The sequence below is a fragment of the Arthrobacter sp. StoSoilB20 genome (genome assembly GCF_019977295.1).
Classification (GTDB): Bacteria; Actinomycetota; Actinomycetes; order Actinomycetales; family Micrococcaceae; genus Arthrobacter; species Arthrobacter nicotinovorans_A.
The window spans coordinates 1,441,590-1,458,948 of the sequence record NZ_AP024651.1 but is presented as its reverse complement, the minus strand read 5'-3'; the positions used below and the strand labels follow the sequence as shown (position 1 = coordinate 1,458,948).

Here is a 17,359-nt window from a genome sequence, read left to right as displayed (position 1 = left end):
CGGTATCAGTCCTCCACTTGGTATGCCACGGGGCCTTCGGGCTCCGTGGCAAGCCTGATTGCTTCGAGGTTTCCAGCGCTCATCTCCGGAAGCTCATCCAGCGCGAACCATCCCACGTCCAGTGATTCATCATCATTCACGCGGGCTTCCCCGGAGACGTACCGGCAACGGAACGTGATGTCCAGGAAGTCACATACGTCGCCGTTGGGAAAGGTCACCGGGCCTACAACCCCGACGCCGATGATCCGTTCAGTTTCGGCCACGACTGCCGTTTCCTCGAAGATTTCCCGGACCAACCCGGGAGCCGGGTGCTCACCCGGCTCCAGCATTCCGGTGATCAAGGCCCAGTGGCCGTTGTCGGCGCGTTGGCCCAGCAGCACCCTGCCGTCGTCGTCGAACACCACTCCCCTTACTGCCGGAAGCCAAAGGGGATCGTTACCGATCTTTTCCCGCAGTTTCAGGACGAATTCCGGTGCACCCATGTGTCAGCTTTCCTTCACTTCGATGGTCGCGTGTGAGTTCTTCAGGGCGAGCATGTAGCTTAAACACCTGCTGGCCCAAGCATGCCGCAGCCCGGTGAACGCGAAAATACGGGGTGGGTTGCAGTTTGGCCGCAGTTCCCTTTCTTTGGAATTTTCAAGAGGGCAGGACCACCATCGCAGCCGCCGCTCCGGCCAACATGAAAGGGCCGAAGGGGATGGCCGAACGCAAGGTGCCGCGGCGTGAGACCAAAATCACGAGGCTCCACAGCCCACCCAGAATGAAAGCGGCGAACGTCCCTGCAAACACGTGGCTCCACCCCAGGTAGCCCAGGTAGAGCCCCAACACACCCGCCAGCTTGACGTCGCCAAAGCCCATGCCGGGTGGGTGGATGAGACGCAGCACGAAATAGAAAAGCCACAGCACAGCGCCTCCCGCGAGGAGCCGGAGTCCCGGTACAGCGAACAGCGTGGCTGAAAGCTGCTGGCCCTTGCTTCCGCCGTCCAAGAACGACACGAGGGATGCCGCCAGCAGCAACACCCCGGCCACGGCGTAGGAAGGGAAAACGATGCGGTTGGGCAACAGGTGGCTCCGCACATCGATTACCGTGAGCCGGACAGCCATCACCACGAAGTACAAGCAGGCGGCCATCACCAGCCAGAAGCCCAGCGGGCTGGCATCCCAGAGGTCGGAGAGTCGTCGGATCACTCTCGGATGCTATCCCGCTTTGGCCGCCGGGCCCGCTTGAAGGGCTGCGTAAACTGTGGATATGGGGAGCTACAGTGCAGGAGGACCGGGTTTCGACCTCTCCTCCACATTTCGGAATCTTTGCCGTTCTTCGCCGTGGAAATGGACGAGCCTCCGCTTCGAGTACCTGGAAAGGCCCGGGACGGGCTCCAACATGGTCCGCGCATGGCTGAGGCGGCCAGGCGCTCTTCGCATGGAAACTCCGGACGGCCAATTGCTGCACAGCACCACGGGCATCAACGACTCCCGGGATGATCTGTACGTCTCCTCAACACGCCGCTCATGGTTGCTTCCAGCCCATCTGGTGACGCCCGTTTACGACGACGCCGGCTTGGTCCGCCGCCGACCGGAGGCTGCCTACGGGGAGCCCTCGTTCGGCAACGGCCGCCTCGCGGCAGCACTGGATCCCGTGGAACTGGCCGGCAACGCTCCGGTTCCCCTGGAGTTCCCCGACACCAACCCGGTCTTCCTTGAGCAACCGCGGGAGGTTTACCATGAGGGCCGCCTGGCTTTGGAATCCATCGTCACGCCGAGCCGGACCTACGTTCCCTCTGACCCCTCTGAACCCCTGGCCCACCCCGGGAGGACGTTGATCAGGATCGACGCCGGTACCGGCGTCTGTGTGGCCAGCCAGAGCCTGGATGGAGACACCTCGGGAAAGGGCCACTGGCTGAAGATCCTTGCGGTGGACGAGTACATGTTGGACGACCTGTTCCTGGCCGAGTCCATGAACCTCACCGACGTCCGACGCCACATCCCTTGGGACATAGGCCCCGCAGCATGACACCCCCGCCGCCGAGGGGCGAGCTCCCGGCAGTATCGACGTCGCCAAAGTCCCGAGATCCAACCCCTCGGCGAACGTGACGGAACACCCCAGCCGCCGAGGGGCGAGCTCCCGGCACTATCGGAGCCACCAAACCCCGAGATCCAACCCCTCGGCGAACGTGACGGAACACCCCCGCCGCCGAGGGGCGAGCTCCCGGCAGTATCGCAGCCACCAAACCCCGAGATCCAACCCCTCGGCGAACGTGACGGAACACCCCCGCCGCCGAGCGGCGAGCTCCCGGCACTATCGAAGCCACCAAAGCCCCGAGATCCAACCCCTCGGCGGGCATCACGGGACAGGACAGGCTGGAATGAGCCTCCCCGGGCGTGACTCGCGTGGTTCCTCCTGCCGGGCTAAGCTACGGCGATGACATCGCTGGCAGACATTTGGCCCCCGTTCGGACTCGTCCTCACCACCCCGAGGCTGAGCATCCGTCCAGTCCTCGACGACGACATCCCGGCCGCCGTCGCCGCGGCCCGTTCCGGCGTCCACGAGCCCGGCAAGAGCCCGTTCAGCACCCCGTGGACCGATCTTCCGGACGATGAACTCGCTCCCAATATGGCCCAGTGGTACTGGCGCTGCCGCGCTAACTTCACCCAGGAATCCTGGACCCTTCTGCTCGCGGTCTGGAACGAGGATGAGTTCCTCGGCGTCCAGGACATCGGCGCCAAGAACTTCTCAACGCTGAAAACCGTCAGCACCGGCTCTTGGCTCAAGCAGTCCGCACAAGGCAAGGGCTTTGGCAAGGAGATGCGGGCCGCCGTCGTGAGTTATGCCTTCGACTACCTGAACGCCGAAGTGGCCGAATCCGAGGCCGCCCGCTGGAACCAGAAGTCCTTGGGCGTCTCCACCAGCCTCGGCTACGAGCTGAACGGCATCTCCCGGGAGGGCTGGGGAGACACAGCCCAGGAAGTCCAAAAAGTCCGGCTCACTCCCACCACTTTCAAACGCCCGGACTGGACCCTCAAAGTCCAAGGCCACGAAGCGCTGAAAACCTACCTCAAGCTCTAACGGGCACCCGCGGCGACAGCGTGGCTTCGGTCTCCCGCGAAGGAGCGCATCGCGACGCATCGGACCCCGAAGGTCGCCCAGCGACCTTCGGGGTCCTTTTGCGTTGTGTCTAAGCGACGGCGGGAGTCCGTTGCCGCGCGGTGGTGACCACGGTGCGGAAATGAACCTAGATTTCAGCCCCTTCGAGCAACTCCGTCACCAGCGCAGCAATCGGCGACCGTTCCGAACGGGTCAGCGTGATGTGACCGAACAAGGGGTGGCCCTTGAGCGTCTCGACAACAGCGGCCACACCGTCATGGCGCCCAACCCGGAGGTTGTCGCGCTGGGCGACATCGTGGGTGAGGACGATCTTTGAGTTTTGTCCGATGCGGCTCATGACGGTGAGGAGGACGTTTTTCTCGAGGGATTGTGCTTCGTCGACGATGACGAAGGCGTCGTGCAGGGAGCGCCCACGGATGTGGGTCAGGGGCAGGACTTCAAGCATGCCCCGGTCCATGACTTCCTCGACCACTTCCTGGCTCACCAAGGCTCCCAGGGTGTCGAACACGGCCTGGGCCCAAGGGGTCATTTTTTCGGACTCGGATCCGGGCAGGTAGCCAAGTTCCTGGCCGCCCACTGCGTACAGGGGCCGGAACACTACAACTTTGCGGTGCTCACGGCGCTCCAGGACAGCTTCCAGGCCGGCACATAGGGCCAGCGCGGACTTGCCTGTGCCTGCACGTCCGCCGATGGAGACGATCCCCACGGCTGGGTCCATGAGCATGTCGATGGCCAGCCGTTGCTCGGCGGAACGTCCGTGGAGGCCAAAGACATCACGATCGCCTTTGACCAGGCGAACCTGCTTGTCCGCCCCGACCCTGCCCAGTGCGGATCCGCGGTTGGACAGAAGGACCAGGCCGGTATTGACCGGGAGTTCGGCGGCAGCTGGAATGAAAACCGGCTCGTGGCCATAGAGCGTGGTGATTTCGTCGTCGTTGGCCTCAACCTCGGCCATCCCGGTCCAGCCGGAGTCTTTGACGAGTTCGTTGCGGTACTCGTCGGCTTGCAGTCCCATGGCAGAGGCTTTGACACGCATGGGGAGGTCTTTGGACACCACAGTGACGTTGTCGCCCTCGTTCGCCAAATTCTTGGCTACGGCCAGGATGCGGCTGTCGTTGTCGCCTCCACGGAAACCGGCCGGCAACACGTCCGGGGAAATGTGGTTCATTTCCACCCGCAGCATTCCACCGTCCGTGCCGAGGGGGATGGATCGGTCCAGTCCTCCGTGTTCGATCCTCAGATCGTCCAGGAGCCGGAGTGCTTTGCGGGCGAAGTACCCGAGTTCTGGATCGTGGCGTTTTCCTTCGAGTTCGCTGATGACCACGATGGGGACTATGACTTCGTGTTCAGCGAATCGCAGCAACGCGTGCGGATCGGACAACAGGACGGACGTATCGATGACGTAGCTGCGGCCTGTGGCGGATTTTTTGGTCCGCGCTGTTTGAGGGACGCGCTTGGCGCGAGAGGTAGCTGCACTTTCCCCGTCGGAAACCATTGCGGGCAGTTGCTCAGAAATAGCCACATCGACTCCAGCCCCGGGCAGTTCGCCCGGCCTAATGGTGAAGCGGCTCGGCCGGAAGGCCGGGCGTGGCCTCCCATGTAACTGGTGCGATGTTCCGCTCCATGTATTGGCCTCCCCGATCAGCGGGCGGTTTTGCCTGCTGATGTGATTAACGTAATCCCGGACACATTCATTTCCGCAACCCGCGCCCGGCAAGTCGCATGTCGGGGGCGTTAATTTTTGGTGAACCTGCCGCCTCTAGGTTCCGTAGCGGCGCTGACGTCCGGCATAGTCCCTAAGCGCCCGCAGGAAATCTACCTTGCGGAACGCGGGCCACAACGCCTCGCAGAAATAGAACTCGCTGTAAGCGCTTTGCCACATCAGGAAGCCGGAGAGCCGCTGCTCGCCGGAGGTACGGATGACCAGGTCGGGGTCTGGCTGTCCCCGCGTGTAGAGGAAACGGGATATGTCGTCCACCGAAAGTTCATCTGCCACTTCCGTCATGGTCCGGCCTTTGGCAGCGGCGTCGTGCAGCAGTTCCCGGACGGCGTCGACGATTTCGCGGCGGCCGCCGTAGCCGACGGCGACGTTGACATGGATCTTCTCGTGGACCGGCGTGCGGGCCGTGAGTTTGTTGAGCCGTTCGGCGAGGTAGTCCGGCAGGAGTTCAGGAGCACCCATGGCGTGGACGGAGACGTCCTCGTCTTCGTCCAGGCGGTCCATGGTGTTGGCGATGATTCCCATGAGGAGGTCAAGTTCCTCACCGGAGCGGTTCATGTTGTCAGTGGAGAGCATGTAGAGCGTCACTACTTTGACGCCGAGCTCCTGGCACCACCCGAGGAATTCGTGGATTTTGTCCGCACCGGCCTGGTGCCCCTGGCTGGTGGGTGCGTTGAACTGGCGCGCCCAGCGGCGGTTGCCATCCACCATGACACCAATGTGTCCCGGGATCTGGTCCTGCTTCAGGGATCTGAGGAGTTTGCGCTCATAGAAGCCATAAAGGAAACCGGGCAGCTCCACCGGACTCTCACCTGACTTCCTTGCTTGTACGACGACGACGCACATCCTAGGCTACCTTCCCCAGCTGGGCAGCCGGTGCAGCAGGCGGTCAAAAACAACCCCGCACTTGTTACCCTGCGGTAACTTACCGGAACGTAAGTTATTGTTTAACCATGGCTGAGCTCGTTGAAACCAAGCCCCTTTGGCGCGGCTGGATCCATGCTGTCGCGGCTCCTTTTGCCCTCGCTGCGGGCATTGTCCTGGTGTCGGTGGCACCCACGGCGGACCGCAAGATCACCTCCGCCATCTACGCGTTAACAGGCTTCCTGCTGTTCGGTGTCAGTGCGGTGTACCACCGGGGAAACTGGTCCCCCAAGGTCCGTATGGTCCTCAAACGGCTGGACCACACCAACATCATGCTGGTCATTGCCGGCAGTTACACTCCGCTGGCCTGGTCGTTGCTGGAACGCTCCGAGGCCGTCACCCTGTTGTGGCTCGTGTGGTCCGGCGCCATCGTGGGGGTGCTGTTCCGGGTTCTATGGACGCATGCTCCCCGATGGCTGTATGTTCCCGTCTACATCGCCTTGGGCTGCGGGGCGTTGTTCTACTTGCCGCAGTTCTTCAGCGCCAACGCGGCCGCGGCGATCCTGATCTGCGTGGGCGGCGCCCTGTACATCGCCGGCGCGGTGTTTTACGCCATCAAGAAGCCCAATTTCAGCCTCAAGCACTTCGGCTTCCACGAACTCTTCCACGCCTTCACCGTACTGGCCTTCGCTGCCCATTTCATCGCCATCATGATGGCTGTGCTGAGCTAGTTCGCGCTCTTTCAGATGCCCGAGGCCATCGCCGGCAAGCAAACGGGCATGTCAGCGGCTGCAGCGGCCTGAGGCACACCACTGAAGAACCCGCGACGGCGGGAACTTCGGCGCGGTGCTGAACCCACCGACGTCGGGTCTTCAGACGGGCGAGCCGCCTTCACCGCTCATTAGCACCGGTTGCAGCCAGGTAGCTCAGCGCGCCCCGGGCGCGGCATCGCCATTCTCATCTGCTGTGGGCGCCGCGGCGTTCCCTGTCGGCGCGGCGTTCCCTGTCTCCGCGTCGCTCCCTGACTCAGCGGCCAGCCGGGCTTCCTCCACCTGGGCCCGGTAACGGACGCGCCGGATGCGGCGGACCATGTCCACAATCAGGAACGTGGTCAGGATGACGATGAAGGCCGTGAGGACGAAGCCCCATGTACCGGGCGTCACCTGGTCCTCGGACAGGCCGGGCCGCAGCGTGCCCGAGGGGTTGGGCGACGGGGTAACGGTCAGGGCGAGAATCAAGTGCTGCACGTTCAAACCTTCTATGGGAGCTGATGCATTGCCGACGAGCGGCAGGTAGCCGGAAACTGGGTGGCCCGGCAGCAATTTCTACGGACGATAGAAACTGCCGGAGTTCTTATCTTATCCCTGCGAACAGGTCCTTCTCCGGCAGCTCGGATGGCACCGTGGACTTGACCAAGGTGTAGTCCTCCCATGGCCACGCCGTCCTCTGCAGATCCGGCGAAACTGCGAAGAAGAAGCCCAGGGGATCGATCTGGGTACGGTGGGCCCGGAGTGCGTCGTCGCGCGCTTCGAAGAAATCACCGCAATCAACCTGTGTGGTGGTCTGGTGTCCGGGAGGAACGGGCGTGTGGCCCTCGGCGTCGGCCTCCAACCACGCAGCAAGCCGTTCGGCGTACGGGGACTGCAGCCCCGCCTCTTCCAACGCGAAGTGCAGCGCACGGAATCGTTCAGGACTGAACGCCCGGTCGTAATAGAGCTTGGTCGGAGCCCACGGCTCTCCCATGCCCGGGTAGCGGTCCGGATCGCCGGCGGCATCGAACGCTTCCACGGCAACCTTGTGCGCCATGATGTGGTCCGGGTGCGGGTATCCGCCGTTTTCGTCGTAGCTCAAGATCACGTGCGGCTTGAAACTGCGGACCAGCCGGACCAGGGGCGCCGTGGCGCGTTCGAGCGGCTGGAGCGCGAAGCACCCCGGCGGCAGGGGCGGAAGCGGATCGCCCTCCGGCAGGCCCGAGTCTACAAAGCCGAGCCACCTTTGCTGGATTCCAAGGACAGCAGCTGCATTGGCCATTTCGAGCCGCCGGGCGCCGGCCATATCCCGTTTTGGATGGGGCGCATCCTCCATGGCCGGATTTTGGATGTCACCACGTGAGCCATCAGTGCACGTAGCGACCATCACATCCACTCCCGCAGCGGCGTACATTGCCATGGTCGCTGCGCCCTTGCTGGACTCATCATCCGGGTGGGCGTGGACGGCGAGCAGCCGCAGCTGCTGGTCGGAACTGCTGGACGCTGTCACGTGACGGCTCCTCTTTCGTGGATCAAGCTGTGTGGGCGGTGATGGGGCGCCGGGATCGGCACTAAACTGGACGGGTGACTTCAGAGGACCTATCGGCCACCCAAGTACCGGCAAGCACCAGCCTAGCCAATCGCTACGGCGGTCAAAAGCGCGCCATGACCCGCAAAACCAAGCGGAACATCATCATCGGCGCCCTGGTCATCGGGATTGGGTTCGCAGGCTACGTCGCAACCGGCTCCGCGCAGGCCCCGGTCACGTTCAAGGACATCGGCTACAGCACCGTGGACGGCACCCAGGCAGAGGTGGATTACCAGGTCACCAAATACCCCGGAGCCACCGCCAAATGCGCCATCAAGGCCTTGGATTCCAAGTTCGCCGTAGTGGGCTGGAAGGTTGTGGAGGTCGGTCCCAACGATCCCCAGGACGACCCCGACGGCGGCAGCACCACCGTCCAGCGCACGGTCCTGCGTACCGAGTCGCCGGCCGTCTCTGGAGTGGTGGACAACTGCTGGATCACCGACAGCGGGAAATAACGATCATGTGACCCATGACTCAACCGGTTTGGGTTCGTCCAAAGGATTTACTACAATGGATGAAACCTTCACCCCGTTAAGTTGGTTACTGAGTTCCAAAGTGGCCACCTCGGCGGGGTCTTTTGCATTGTCAGATCTAGAGGAGAAATCCGTGTCTACCACCAATAGCGCCACTGCGGCTTGGCTCACCCAGGAAGCTTTCGACCGCTTGCAGGCTGAGCTGGACCACCTTTCCGGCGCTGGCCGGGCGGAAATCGTCCAGAAGATCGAAGCTGCCCGCCAGGAAGGCGACCTGAAGGAAAACGGCGGCTACCACGCAGCCAAGGAAGAGCAGGGCAAGATCGAGGCCCGCATCCGCCAGCTCACCGCACTCCTGCGCGACGCCCAGGTGGGCGAGGCCCCTGCCGATGACGGAATCGTTGAGCCCGGCATGCTGGTTGTTGCCCGCATCGCCGGGGATGAAGAGACGTTCCTGCTGGGTTCCCGCGAGATCGCAGGGGATTCCGATCTGGACGTCTTCAGCGAGAAGTCACCCTTGGGCGCTGCAATCATCGGCCACAAAGAAGGCGACAGCCTGAGCTACGTCGCCCCGAACGGCAAGGAAATCCCGGTGGAGATTGTCTCCGCCAAGCCTTACGTCGCCTAGGCTCCGGCCCACAAGCCCGAAATACACGACGCCGGCCCACCCCTTAGCGGGGCGGGCCGGCGTTTTTCGTGTGGTCACCCGACTGGGTCGCGGTCCAGCTCGTTCCCTGCGCAGGGAACGACCTGATCCGGGACCTACGGGTTAGAGATCCACGGCCTTGGATTTGGGTCGCAGCAGGACAGCAGCGATGATCCCGCCAACAGCACCGCCCAGATGCGCCTGCCAGGAGACGAAGCCCATCACGGTGGGCAGCACGCCGAAAAGAATGCTGCCGTAAGCCATGAACAGCACCACTGAAAGCAGGATTTGCCACCAGCTCCGGTTGAAGAATCCGCGCACCAGCAGGAATGCGAAGAATCCGAACACCAGCCCGGACGCTCCGACGGTCACTCCCCCGCCTCCAATGAGCCACACTGCAAGGCCCGAGCCCAGCCAGCTGAAGGCCAGTGCCGTGATGAACACCCGGACCCCGGACAGGAAAACCAGGAACCCGAAGATGATCAGTGGCAGCGTGTTGGAGAGCAGGTGGTTGAAGTTCGCATGCAGGAGCGGGAACGTCAGGATGTCCAGCACACCGTCCATGGAGCGTGAACGCAAGCCAAAGGTGTAGTTCAGGCCGTGGCGCATCAGGGTGTTGACCATCTCGATGACATAGAGCAGGATCACGAATCCACCCATGACAAGAAGACCACTCTTCGCCCGGCCGGCCAGCGACTCCCGGTCTGCTTCCTTGGATCCTTCTGGCATTCCCAGCACCATGGGCGCTCCTCCCGTCAGTGCACCACAATCGGCTGGAAGCCCTCGGCCCGCAGTGCGCCGAGAACCTGTTCGCCGTGTTCGTGGCCCTTGGTTTCCAGGTTGATGGTGATGGAGACGTCGCCCATGCTGATGGAACCGCCCAGACGGGTGTGGTCCAGGCCTGTGACGTTGGCGTCGTTTTCGGCAATGATGCGGGCGATTGTGGCCAGGGAACCAGGGCGGTCGTCGAGCATCATGCGCACCGTCATGAATCGTCCTGCGGCTGACAGGCCACGCTGGATGACTTTGAGCATGAGCATGGGATCGATGTTGCCGCCCGAAAGCACGACGGCGGTGTTCCCCGGGTTTTCGATCTTGCCATCCATGAGTGCGGCTACTCCCACCGCACCAGCAGGCTCAACCACCATCTTGGCCCGCTCCAGGAGGAAGATCAGCGCCCGCGCCAGGGAGTCTTCGCTGACGGTGACAACATCGTCCACCAACTCACGGATGATGCTGAAGGGCAACTGTCCCGGGCGGCCCACGGCGATGCCGTCAGCCATGGTGGTGACCTTTTTGAGCGGAACCAACGCATCAGCGGCCAGTGACGGCGGGTAGGCGGCTGCATTCTCCGCCTGGACGCCGATCACGCGGATTTCACGTCCGAGCTCTTTGGCCCTTGCTTTGATGGCCACCGCCACGCCGGCCAGGAGTCCACCGCCGCCGACGCCCATGAGGATGGTGTCCACGTTGGGGATCTGGTCCAGGATTTCCAGGCCGATGGTTCCTTGGCCCGCAACGACGTCCACGTTGTCAAAGGGGTGTACGAACACTGCACCGGTCTCATTGGCGTAGCGCTGCGCTTCAGCCAGGGCTTCGTCAACGTTGTGGCCATGCAGGACAACTTCTGCACCGTGGCTGCGGGTGGCCGCCAGCTTGGGCAGTGCCACGCCGAGCGGCATGTAGATGCGGGCGTTGATTCCCAGGCTCTTTGCGGCCACCGCAACGCCTTGGGCGTGGTTGCCTGCCGAGGCTGCAACGACGCCGCGCTTCTTTTCGTCCTCGGTCAGCCGGGCCATGCGCACGTAGGCGCCGCGGACTTTAAAGGAGCCTGCGCGCTGCAGGTTCTCGCACTTGAAAAAGACGTTGCCGCCCACGAGGCTGCCAAGGGCACGGGACGACTCCACCGGAGTCTTGGTAATAATGCCCTCGAGCAACTCCTGCGCCTTGAGGACATCGTCCAGCGTGACGGGCAGGGTTTCGAGGGTATTCACTGACTATTCTCCTTTGGTGGTGTCGGCGGCCGGGCCCTCAACAGAGGTGCTCCCTGCAGCCTTGTTCTTTCCTGCGATGCCTTTACCAAGGCGTGACTCGGGCTTGGGGAGGCGGACCTCCTTGAAGTTGGCGTCTCCATCCGTCCCCGCAGAAGCAGTTGCCGGCTGAAGCTCCGTGCCACCCAATCCTTCATCATGTTCCCACGTCCGGCCGGCAATGTATCGAACGGCCGTATTTACTACGGCGAGCAACGGGACCGCGAACAGTGCACCCGGGATGCCTGCCAGGTAGGAGCCCGCAGCCACGGAAAGGATCACGGCCACCGGGTGCAGGGCCACAGCCTTGCCCATCACCAGTGGTTGCAGGATGTGGCTTTCGAGCTGCTGGACCAGCAACACAATGGCCAGCATGATCAGGGCGTTGATGGGTCCATTGGCAACCAACGCCAGCAAGACGGCGATCGCTCCTGTCACCAGGGCGCCAACTACCGGAATGAAGGAGCCGATGAATACCAGGACAGCCAGCGGAAGTGCCAGCGGGACCTGGATGATGGCCGCACCAACACCGATGCCGACAGCATCGACGAAGGCCACGAACATCTGGATGCGCACGTAGCTGACCATGGAGGTCCAACCGCGGCGCCCGGCACCGTCGGTGGCCCGGCGCGCGGACTTGGGCAGGAGCCGCACCAGGAAGCCCCAGATCCGGCTGCCTTCGAGCAGGAAGAAAATCAGGATGAACAGTGCCAGGACCAGGCCTGCGGCAAAGTGCCCCGCCGTACTGCCAAAGGAGAGGGCGCCGCTCAGGATACTGCTGCTGTTGTTCTGGAGAGCGTTCGCGCCATCGGCAATGTACTGGTCAATCTGGTCCGCTGTCAGGTGGAGCGGGCCATCGGCCAGCCACGTCTGGATCTGCTGGATTCCAGCGAGTGCTTCCTGCCAGAGCTCCCCAAACCCGGACACCAGTTGCCTCCCCACCAGGGCCAGGGCTCCGGCGATGACGCCGATGAAACCCACTACCGTGATGGCCACTGCAGCCCCATTGGGCAGACTGCGGCTGCGGAGCCAGGCCACTACCGGATAGAGCAGTCCTGCCAGCAAGGCGGCCACCATGACCGGGATGATGAGGAAGCTGACCTTCCCGAGCAGCCATACCAGCGCGCCGATCATGAGCAGGATCAGCCCCGCCCGCCACGACCACGCAGCAGCAATTCGCACCCCGTAAGGGATGTCTTCGGCAATTTGTCGGTCAGAGCGGGATTTGGCGTCCGGTGTTGGCGTCATGAACCCATAATTCCGTAGCCCACGCCGTATGGGAAACCGGCCCGCGCAGGAGGTACCAAACGCAGTCGGGCCTGGACCACCGGCTTAGAGCGATGCGCTGATCCCCCAGCCCATGGTGGAGGCCTCCCGCGGGTCCAGCCAGCGCAGTCCGTCACCGCTGTTGAAGGCGTTGGCCGGGCCTGTCATCGGCTCGATGGCCACGGCTTTGGAGCGGCCAGGGAAAGTGTCGGTGACAAAGACATGGACGTAGGGGCAGGTCTCGTCCTGTTCCAGGCTGACGCTGCGGCCATCCGGCGCGGTCAGCGTGTGGCGGGCAAGGCCGCCGTCGTACTTAAGGTCCGTCAAGGCGACATCAATCAACAGGTCTCCCACCGCGGTGCCACCGGAAAGATCATACTGGCCGTCTGCAGCGGCTGTGCTGCGGGGAATCAGCCGCTCATCGGCCACCAACCTGGTACGCGCGTTGACCGTCAGCACCAGGTCCTCGGGCGCGACGTCGCCCAGCCGCAGGTAGGGGTGCGCCCCCAACACAAAAGGCGCCCTGTCCTGGCAGTCGTTCACCAGGGTCTGTTGCACGCGGAGGTCCATGTTCTCGTCCAGCTCATAGCGGACCGTATGCCGGACCAGGAAGGGGTAACCGTGCTGCGGAAAGACGGTGGCTTGGAGTGTCACACTGAACTCGGACTCGTCCACCAAGGCGTAGGCGGCGTTTCGCAGCAACCCGTGGCTGGCGTTGTTGCGGGAGACCTCGGTGATGTCGAGCTGTTGCTTCTTCCCCTCGAGGTACCAGACACCGTCCTCCACCCGGTTGGCCCACGGCGCCAAGGTGATGCCTGTGGCGCCCGGAGGAATCTGGTCGTCGCCGTAGCTTTCGGTCAGCTGGATGCCGTCGCGGGAGTAGAGGCGGAGCCCGGCAGCGAGTTCGGTGATGACGGCGAGCGCGGCACCCCGGCGAAGCTCGAATTGGCGACCCGTGGCGAAGCGGCGCGTTTCGGAAGGTCGGGCACTATCGGCAGGTGATGACGAGGCAGGCATGGCAATACCGTACTTCATCCCCTGCAGGGAAGCCGCTCACAGAATGTTAGCTTTTGTTAGAATCTATGCGTTTTTGATCACTTGTGGAATAATGATCCTATGAGTCGCATCACCAGCACCCGCCTTTCGGACAGCCGCGAGCTGATCTACTTCGACGACCCCGGAACACCGGAACGAACACCGGAATCCTTGGTAGACCACCGCGGGCTTCCTGCCAGGGGAGAGCCCGGCGAGGTCCGGTATGACGCCTTGTCCGGCGACTGGGTGGCAGTTGCCGCCCATCGCCAGTCCCGCACCCACCTGCCGCCGGCTGACCAATGCCCCATTTGCCCCACCACAGCGGCGAACCCGTCGGAAATCCCTGCAGCGGACTACGACGTCGTAGTGTTCGAGAACCGTTTCCCCTCCCTGGGCCCGGCTTTGGGTGACATTCCCCCTCTCCCTGCCCCGGGTACCAGCGGTCATGGGATGACAGGTCCGGCGTTCGGCCGCTGCGAAGTAGTTGCTTTCACCCCACAGCACACCGGCTCGTTCGCTGAGCTCGGCGAAACCCGCGCACGCACGGTGATTGAGGCCTGGGCACAGCGGACCGAAGCCCTCAGCGCAATGCCAGGCATCAAGCAGGTGTTCCCGTTCGAGAACCGCGGCGCGGACATCGGAGTCACACTGCACCACCCCCACGGCCAGATCTATGCCTACCCGTACATCACGCCGCGCGCCGCCCAGCTTGGTGCGGTGGCCCGGAAGTATTACGACGACGTCGACGCGAAGGAAACGCTGGCGGCCTCACTCCTGAAGGCCGAGCGCGAAGATGGCAGCCGCATGGTCCTGGAGGCCGAACACTTCAGTGCCTACGTTCCCTTCGCAGCGCGGTGGCCCCTGGAAATCCATCTGGTCCCCCACCGCAGTGTTCCCGATCTCGCAGCACTCACGGGCGCCGAACGCGACGAACTGTCGCACGTCTACCTCGACCTCCTCAAGCGCCTCGACTCGCTCTACCCCACCCCAATGCCGTATATCTCCGCTTGGCACCAGGCTCCACTTGACCCGGTCCTGCGTCCTGCCGGCCAGCTCCACCTGCAGCTGACCTCGCCCCGCCGTGCAGCCGATAAGCTCAAGTACCTGGCTGGCTCGGAGGCCGCCATGGGAGCGTTCATCAACGACACCACCCCCGAAGCCGTGGCTGGGCGCCTCCGCAGCGTCGCTGCGGCACCGGCTTCACCCAAGACCCTGGAAGGCACCCGCGCATGACCACCACCACCGACACCAGTGTCCTTGCTGCCCGCTTCCAGGAAACGTTCGGAGCAGTTCCGGACGGCGTATGGCAGGCACCCGGACGGGTCAACCTGATCGGCGAGCACACGGATTACAACGAGGGCTTTGTGCTGCCCTTCGCCATCGATAAGACCACCAAGGTGGCGCTCCGTGTCCGCGAGGACTCAACAGTGCGGATGCTTTCCACCTTTGGCGGGCACGGCCTGGTGGAAGCCGACCTCGCCGGGCTGGAGCCGGGCACCGGTGAGGGCTGGTCCCGCTACCCGCTCGGTGTTGCTTGGGCCTTGAAGGACCGCGGCATTGAAGTCCCCGGCTTTGACCTCCTCCTCGATTCGGATGTCCCCTCGGGGGCAGGCCTGTCCTCCTCCCACGCCATTGAGTGCGCCGTCATCAGCGCCCTCAATGAGCTGACCGGCGCCGGGCTCGAAGCCAAAGACCTGGTCCTCGCCACCCAGCGTGCCGAGAACGTCTACGTCGGTGCGCCCACAGGAATCATGGACCAGTCCGCATCCCTGCGCGGAGCCAAGGGACAAGCTGTCTTCCTGGACTGCCGCGATCAGCACGTGGACCTGGTCCCTTTCGACGCTGAAGCCTCCGGCCTGGTCCTCCTGGTCATCGACACCAAGGTTTCGCACTCACACGCCGACGGCGGTTACGCATCCCGCCGGGCGTCCTGCGAGTTGGGTGCCGAGATCCTCGGCGTGAAAGCACTGCGCGACGTCGGCGTGGAACGTTTGGAGGAAGCGTCCGGACTGCTGGATGAAACCACCCTCAAGCGCGTCCGCCACGTTGTCACCGAAAACGACCGCGTGCTGCAGACCGTGGAAGTACTGGGAAAACAGGGACCCGCCAACATTGGTGACCTGCTGGATGCAAGCCACGTATCCATGCGGGACGACTTTGAAATCTCCTGCCCTGAACTGGATCTGGCTGTTGACGTCGCCCGCGCCCATGGCGCCATCGGTGCCCGCATGACCGGCGGCGGGTTCGGCGGCTCAGCCATAGCCCTGACACCGGTGGGCCAGGAGCAACAGGTGCGGGACGCCGTCGTGCGTTCCTTCGCCGACGCCGGCTACACCGCACCCGACATTTTCACGGTGACTCCGGCAGCAGGTGCCCGTCGTTTGGCCTGACCTTCCGCGACTTTGATGCAACCGCCCGGCGCCGTTACCGGCGCCGGGCGTAAGCTGTGGCCATGACTGAGGCTGTCATTGTTTCCACTGCCAGAAGCCCCATTGGCCGGGCTTTCAAAGGTTCCCTCAAGGATGAGCGCCCTGACGATCTTGCCACCGCCATGGTGCAGGCCGCCCTGGCCAAAATACCGGCGTTTGATCCGGGCAGCGAGGATGGGCGGGGCCTGGACGATCTCCTGCTGGGCTGTGCCGAACCCAGCGGCGAGGCCGGCTCCAACATGGCACGCGTGGTGGCCGTCCTGGCCGGGATGGACCGGGTACCGGCGGCCACAGTCAACCGATTCTGCGCCTCGAGCCTGCAAACCCTGCGGATGGCCTTCCACGCCATCAAATCCGGGGAAGCCCAGGCAATCGTATCCGCCGGAGTGGAGAGTGTTTCGCGCTACCAGAACTGGGCCGGCGCCGGCGAGACGGACACCGCCAACCACAACCCGCTCTTCGCCGCGGCGGCGCAACGCACCGCCTCCCGGGCGGCGTCCAACATACCGTGGACAGATCCCCGCATGGGCGGACGCTTGCCGGACATCTACATCTCCATGGGCCAGACTGCCGAGAACGTTGCCACCACCTACGGCATCAGCAGGGCCGAGCAGGATGAATGGGGTGTCCTGAGCCAAAACCGCGCCGAGGCCGCCATCGCCTCAGGCTTCTACGCCCGGGAGATCACCCCTTACACCCGTAAGGACGGCACTCTAGTAGAGCGCGACGACTCTCCCCGGGCCGGAGTGAGCCTTGAAGGCGTATCCGCACTGCAGCCGGTGTTCCGCCCTGGAGGCACTGTCACCGCAGGGAACGCCTGCCCGCTTAACGACGGCGCGGCGGCGGTAGTGGTCATGAGCGACTCACTGGCCCATGAGCTGGGCCTCCAGCCGCTGGCCAGGGTGGTCTCCACCGGGGTGAGTGCACTGTCCCCCGAGCTCATGGGCATGGGCCCCGTCGAATCCACCAGGCGGGCTTTGGCGCAGGCCGGACTGACCATGAACGATATTGACCTCGTGGAGCTCAATGAGGCGTTCGCCGTTCAAGTGGTGGCCAGCGCACGGGAGTTGGGCATCGATCCCGCCAAGCTCAACGTCCATGGCGGGGCCATCGCCCTTGGACACCCGTTTGGCATGACCGGTGCGCGGATGACCACCACGTTGTTGAACGGATTGAAAGAGCGCGACGGAACCCTGGGGCTTGCCACCCTCTGTGTTGGTGGAGGGCAGGGAATGGCTGTGGTTTTTGAGCGCCTGAGTTAGTTTGCTGCGGGGTACTCCTGCGCCGAGGGGTTAGATCCCGGCACTATGAACCCCCGCATACCGCCGAGACGTCGCCCCTCGCGGGCGTGGACAGCGCACTATGAGCCCTCACCCAAACTCCCGAGGGGTTAGGTCTCGGCACTATGAACCCCCGCATACCGCCGAGACGTCGCCCCTCGCGGACGTGGACAGCG

Annotated in this window: 18 protein-coding genes; 8 read left to right on the top strand and 10 right to left on the bottom strand. The window is 63.6% G+C overall.

What is annotated here, in order from left to right; all coding sequences use genetic code 11:
• Positions 1-5: 5 nt before the first annotated feature.
• Positions 6-482, bottom strand: a complete 477-nt coding sequence (locus LDN85_RS06705; protein ID WP_026542814.1) for an NUDIX domain-containing protein — start codon at positions 480-482, stop codon at positions 6-8.
• Positions 483-636: 154 nt separating this feature from the next.
• Positions 637-1,188, bottom strand: coding sequence for an A24 family peptidase (locus tag LDN85_RS06700; RefSeq protein ID WP_091550802.1), 552 nt, complete (start codon positions 1,186-1,188; stop codon positions 637-639).
• 61 nt (positions 1,189-1,249) lie between these two features.
• On the opposite strand from LDN85_RS06700, the gene LDN85_RS06695 reads away from it, so the two are divergent.
• Together LDN85_RS06695 and LDN85_RS06690 are read left to right on the top strand one after the other, a co-directional pair.
• The gene (locus tag LDN85_RS06695) at positions 1,250-2,011 is read left to right on the top strand and encodes a hypothetical protein (RefSeq protein WP_223944941.1); all 762 of its coding nucleotides are present in this window, start codon (positions 1,250-1,252) and stop codon (positions 2,009-2,011) included.
• A 408-nt stretch (positions 2,012-2,419) separates the two neighbouring features.
• Positions 2,420-3,064 carry a GNAT family protein gene (locus LDN85_RS06690; RefSeq protein ID WP_026542817.1) on the top strand — a complete coding sequence of 215 codons (645 nt, stop codon included), beginning with the start codon at positions 2,420-2,422 and terminating at the stop codon, positions 3,062-3,064.
• Between the two features lie 166 nt (positions 3,065-3,230).
• Here the strand turns inward: LDN85_RS06690 and LDN85_RS06685 are convergent, their stop codons facing one another.
• Together LDN85_RS06685 and LDN85_RS06680 are read right to left on the bottom strand one after the other, a co-directional pair.
• The gene (locus tag LDN85_RS06685) at positions 3,231-4,625 is read right to left on the bottom strand and encodes a PhoH family protein (protein ID WP_223944940.1); all 1,395 of its coding nucleotides are present in this window, start codon (positions 4,623-4,625) and stop codon (positions 3,231-3,233) included.
• 237 nt (positions 4,626-4,862) lie between these two features.
• Complete coding sequence (locus LDN85_RS06680) at positions 4,863-5,669, bottom strand: isoprenyl transferase (protein ID WP_051420836.1); 807 nt, start codon at positions 5,667-5,669, stop codon at positions 4,863-4,865.
• A gap of 107 nt (positions 5,670-5,776) precedes the next feature.
• On the opposite strand from LDN85_RS06680, the gene LDN85_RS06675 reads away from it, so the two are divergent.
• Positions 5,777-6,418 carry a hemolysin III family protein gene (locus LDN85_RS06675; RefSeq protein ID WP_091550809.1) on the top strand — a complete coding sequence of 214 codons (642 nt, stop codon included), beginning with the start codon at positions 5,777-5,779 and terminating at the stop codon, positions 6,416-6,418.
• A gap of 195 nt (positions 6,419-6,613) precedes the next feature.
• On the opposite strand, the gene LDN85_RS06670 is transcribed toward LDN85_RS06675, so the two are convergent.
• Together LDN85_RS06670 and mca are read right to left on the bottom strand one after the other, a co-directional pair.
• Entirely contained in the window at positions 6,614-6,934 is a 321-nt protein-coding gene (locus tag LDN85_RS06670; RefSeq protein WP_091551153.1) for a hypothetical protein, read from the bottom strand.
• 106 nt (positions 6,935-7,040) lie between these two features.
• Positions 7,041-7,946 carry a mycothiol conjugate amidase Mca gene (gene mca / locus LDN85_RS06665; protein ID WP_223944939.1) on the bottom strand — a complete coding sequence of 302 codons (906 nt, stop codon included), beginning with the start codon at positions 7,944-7,946 and terminating at the stop codon, positions 7,041-7,043.
• A 74-nt stretch (positions 7,947-8,020) separates the two neighbouring features.
• On the opposite strand from mca, the gene LDN85_RS06660 reads away from it, so the two are divergent.
• Positions 8,021-8,479 carry a DUF4307 domain-containing protein gene (locus LDN85_RS06660; RefSeq protein WP_091550810.1) on the top strand — a complete coding sequence of 153 codons (459 nt, stop codon included), beginning with the start codon at positions 8,021-8,023 and terminating at the stop codon, positions 8,477-8,479.
• Between the two features lie 151 nt (positions 8,480-8,630).
• Positions 8,631-9,125, top strand: coding sequence for a transcription elongation factor GreA (gene greA / locus LDN85_RS06655; RefSeq protein ID WP_026542824.1), 495 nt, complete (start codon positions 8,631-8,633; stop codon positions 9,123-9,125).
• Positions 9,126-9,266: 141 nt separating this feature from the next.
• Here greA and LDN85_RS06650 read toward each other — a convergent pair whose 3' ends face one another.
• The 4 genes from LDN85_RS06650 to LDN85_RS06635 all read right to left on the bottom strand — a co-directional run bounded on the left by LDN85_RS06650 (position 9,267) and on the right by LDN85_RS06635 (position 13,456).
• Positions 9,267-9,884, bottom strand: coding sequence for a rhomboid family intramembrane serine protease (locus LDN85_RS06650; RefSeq protein ID WP_026547488.1), 618 nt, complete (start codon positions 9,882-9,884; stop codon positions 9,267-9,269).
• A 14-nt stretch (positions 9,885-9,898) separates the two neighbouring features.
• Positions 9,899-11,137 carry a threonine ammonia-lyase gene (gene ilvA / locus LDN85_RS06645; protein ID WP_026542826.1) on the bottom strand — a complete coding sequence of 413 codons (1,239 nt, stop codon included), beginning with the start codon at positions 11,135-11,137 and terminating at the stop codon, positions 9,899-9,901.
• A 3-nt stretch (positions 11,138-11,140) separates the two neighbouring features.
• The gene (locus LDN85_RS06640; protein ID WP_223944938.1) at positions 11,141-12,421 is read right to left on the bottom strand and encodes an AI-2E family transporter; all 1,281 of its coding nucleotides are present in this window, start codon (positions 12,419-12,421) and stop codon (positions 11,141-11,143) included.
• An 84-nt stretch (positions 12,422-12,505) separates the two neighbouring features.
• A complete protein-coding gene (locus LDN85_RS06635; protein ID WP_223944937.1) occupies positions 12,506-13,456 on the bottom strand; it encodes an aldose 1-epimerase family protein in 951 nt (316 codons plus the stop codon).
• A 99-nt stretch (positions 13,457-13,555) separates the two neighbouring features.
• Here LDN85_RS06635 and galT point away from each other — a divergent pair, with 99 nt between their 5' ends.
• The 3 genes from galT (at position 13,556) to LDN85_RS06620 (ending at position 17,165) form a co-directional block, all read left to right on the top strand.
• Positions 13,556-14,707 carry a galactose-1-phosphate uridylyltransferase gene (gene galT, locus LDN85_RS06630; protein ID WP_223944936.1) on the top strand — a complete coding sequence of 384 codons (1,152 nt, stop codon included), beginning with the start codon at positions 13,556-13,558 and terminating at the stop codon, positions 14,705-14,707.
• Complete coding sequence (gene galK, locus LDN85_RS06625; RefSeq protein ID WP_223944935.1) at positions 14,704-15,864, top strand: galactokinase; 1,161 nt, start codon at positions 14,704-14,706, stop codon at positions 15,862-15,864. Before galT ends, galK begins: the two co-directional genes overlap by 4 nt.
• Positions 15,865-15,926: 62 nt before the next feature.
• A complete protein-coding gene (locus LDN85_RS06620) occupies positions 15,927-17,165 on the top strand; it encodes an acetyl-CoA C-acetyltransferase (protein WP_223944934.1) in 1,239 nt (412 codons plus the stop codon).
• Positions 17,166-17,359 lie beyond the last annotated feature (194 nt).

Coding starts and splice junctions, on each gene's coding strand:
- LDN85_RS06705 (WP_026542814.1), bottom strand. CDS start 482: ATGGGTGCACCGGAATTCGTCCTGAAACTGCGGGAAAAGATCGGTAAC.
- LDN85_RS06695 (WP_223944941.1), top strand. CDS start 1,250: ATGGGGAGCTACAGTGCAGGAGGACCGGGTTTCGACCTCTCCTCCACA.
- LDN85_RS06690 (WP_026542817.1), top strand. CDS start 2,420: ATGACATCGCTGGCAGACATTTGGCCCCCGTTCGGACTCGTCCTCACC.
- LDN85_RS06680 (WP_051420836.1), bottom strand. CDS start 5,669: ATGTGCGTCGTCGTCGTACAAGCAAGGAAGTCAGGTGAGAGTCCGGTG.
- LDN85_RS06675 (WP_091550809.1), top strand. CDS start 5,777: ATGGCTGAGCTCGTTGAAACCAAGCCCCTTTGGCGCGGCTGGATCCAT.
- LDN85_RS06650 (WP_026547488.1), bottom strand. CDS start 9,884: ATGGTGCTGGGAATGCCAGAAGGATCCAAGGAAGCAGACCGGGAGTCG.
- LDN85_RS06640 (WP_223944938.1), bottom strand. CDS start 12,421: ATGACGCCAACACCGGACGCCAAATCCCGCTCTGACCGACAAATTGCC.
- LDN85_RS06635 (WP_223944937.1), bottom strand. CDS start 13,456: ATGCCTGCCTCGTCATCACCTGCCGATAGTGCCCGACCTTCCGAAACG.
- galT (WP_223944936.1), top strand. CDS start 13,556: ATGAGTCGCATCACCAGCACCCGCCTTTCGGACAGCCGCGAGCTGATC.
- galK (WP_223944935.1), top strand. CDS start 14,704: ATGACCACCACCACCGACACCAGTGTCCTTGCTGCCCGCTTCCAGGAA.
- LDN85_RS06620 (WP_223944934.1), top strand. CDS start 15,927: ATGACTGAGGCTGTCATTGTTTCCACTGCCAGAAGCCCCATTGGCCGG.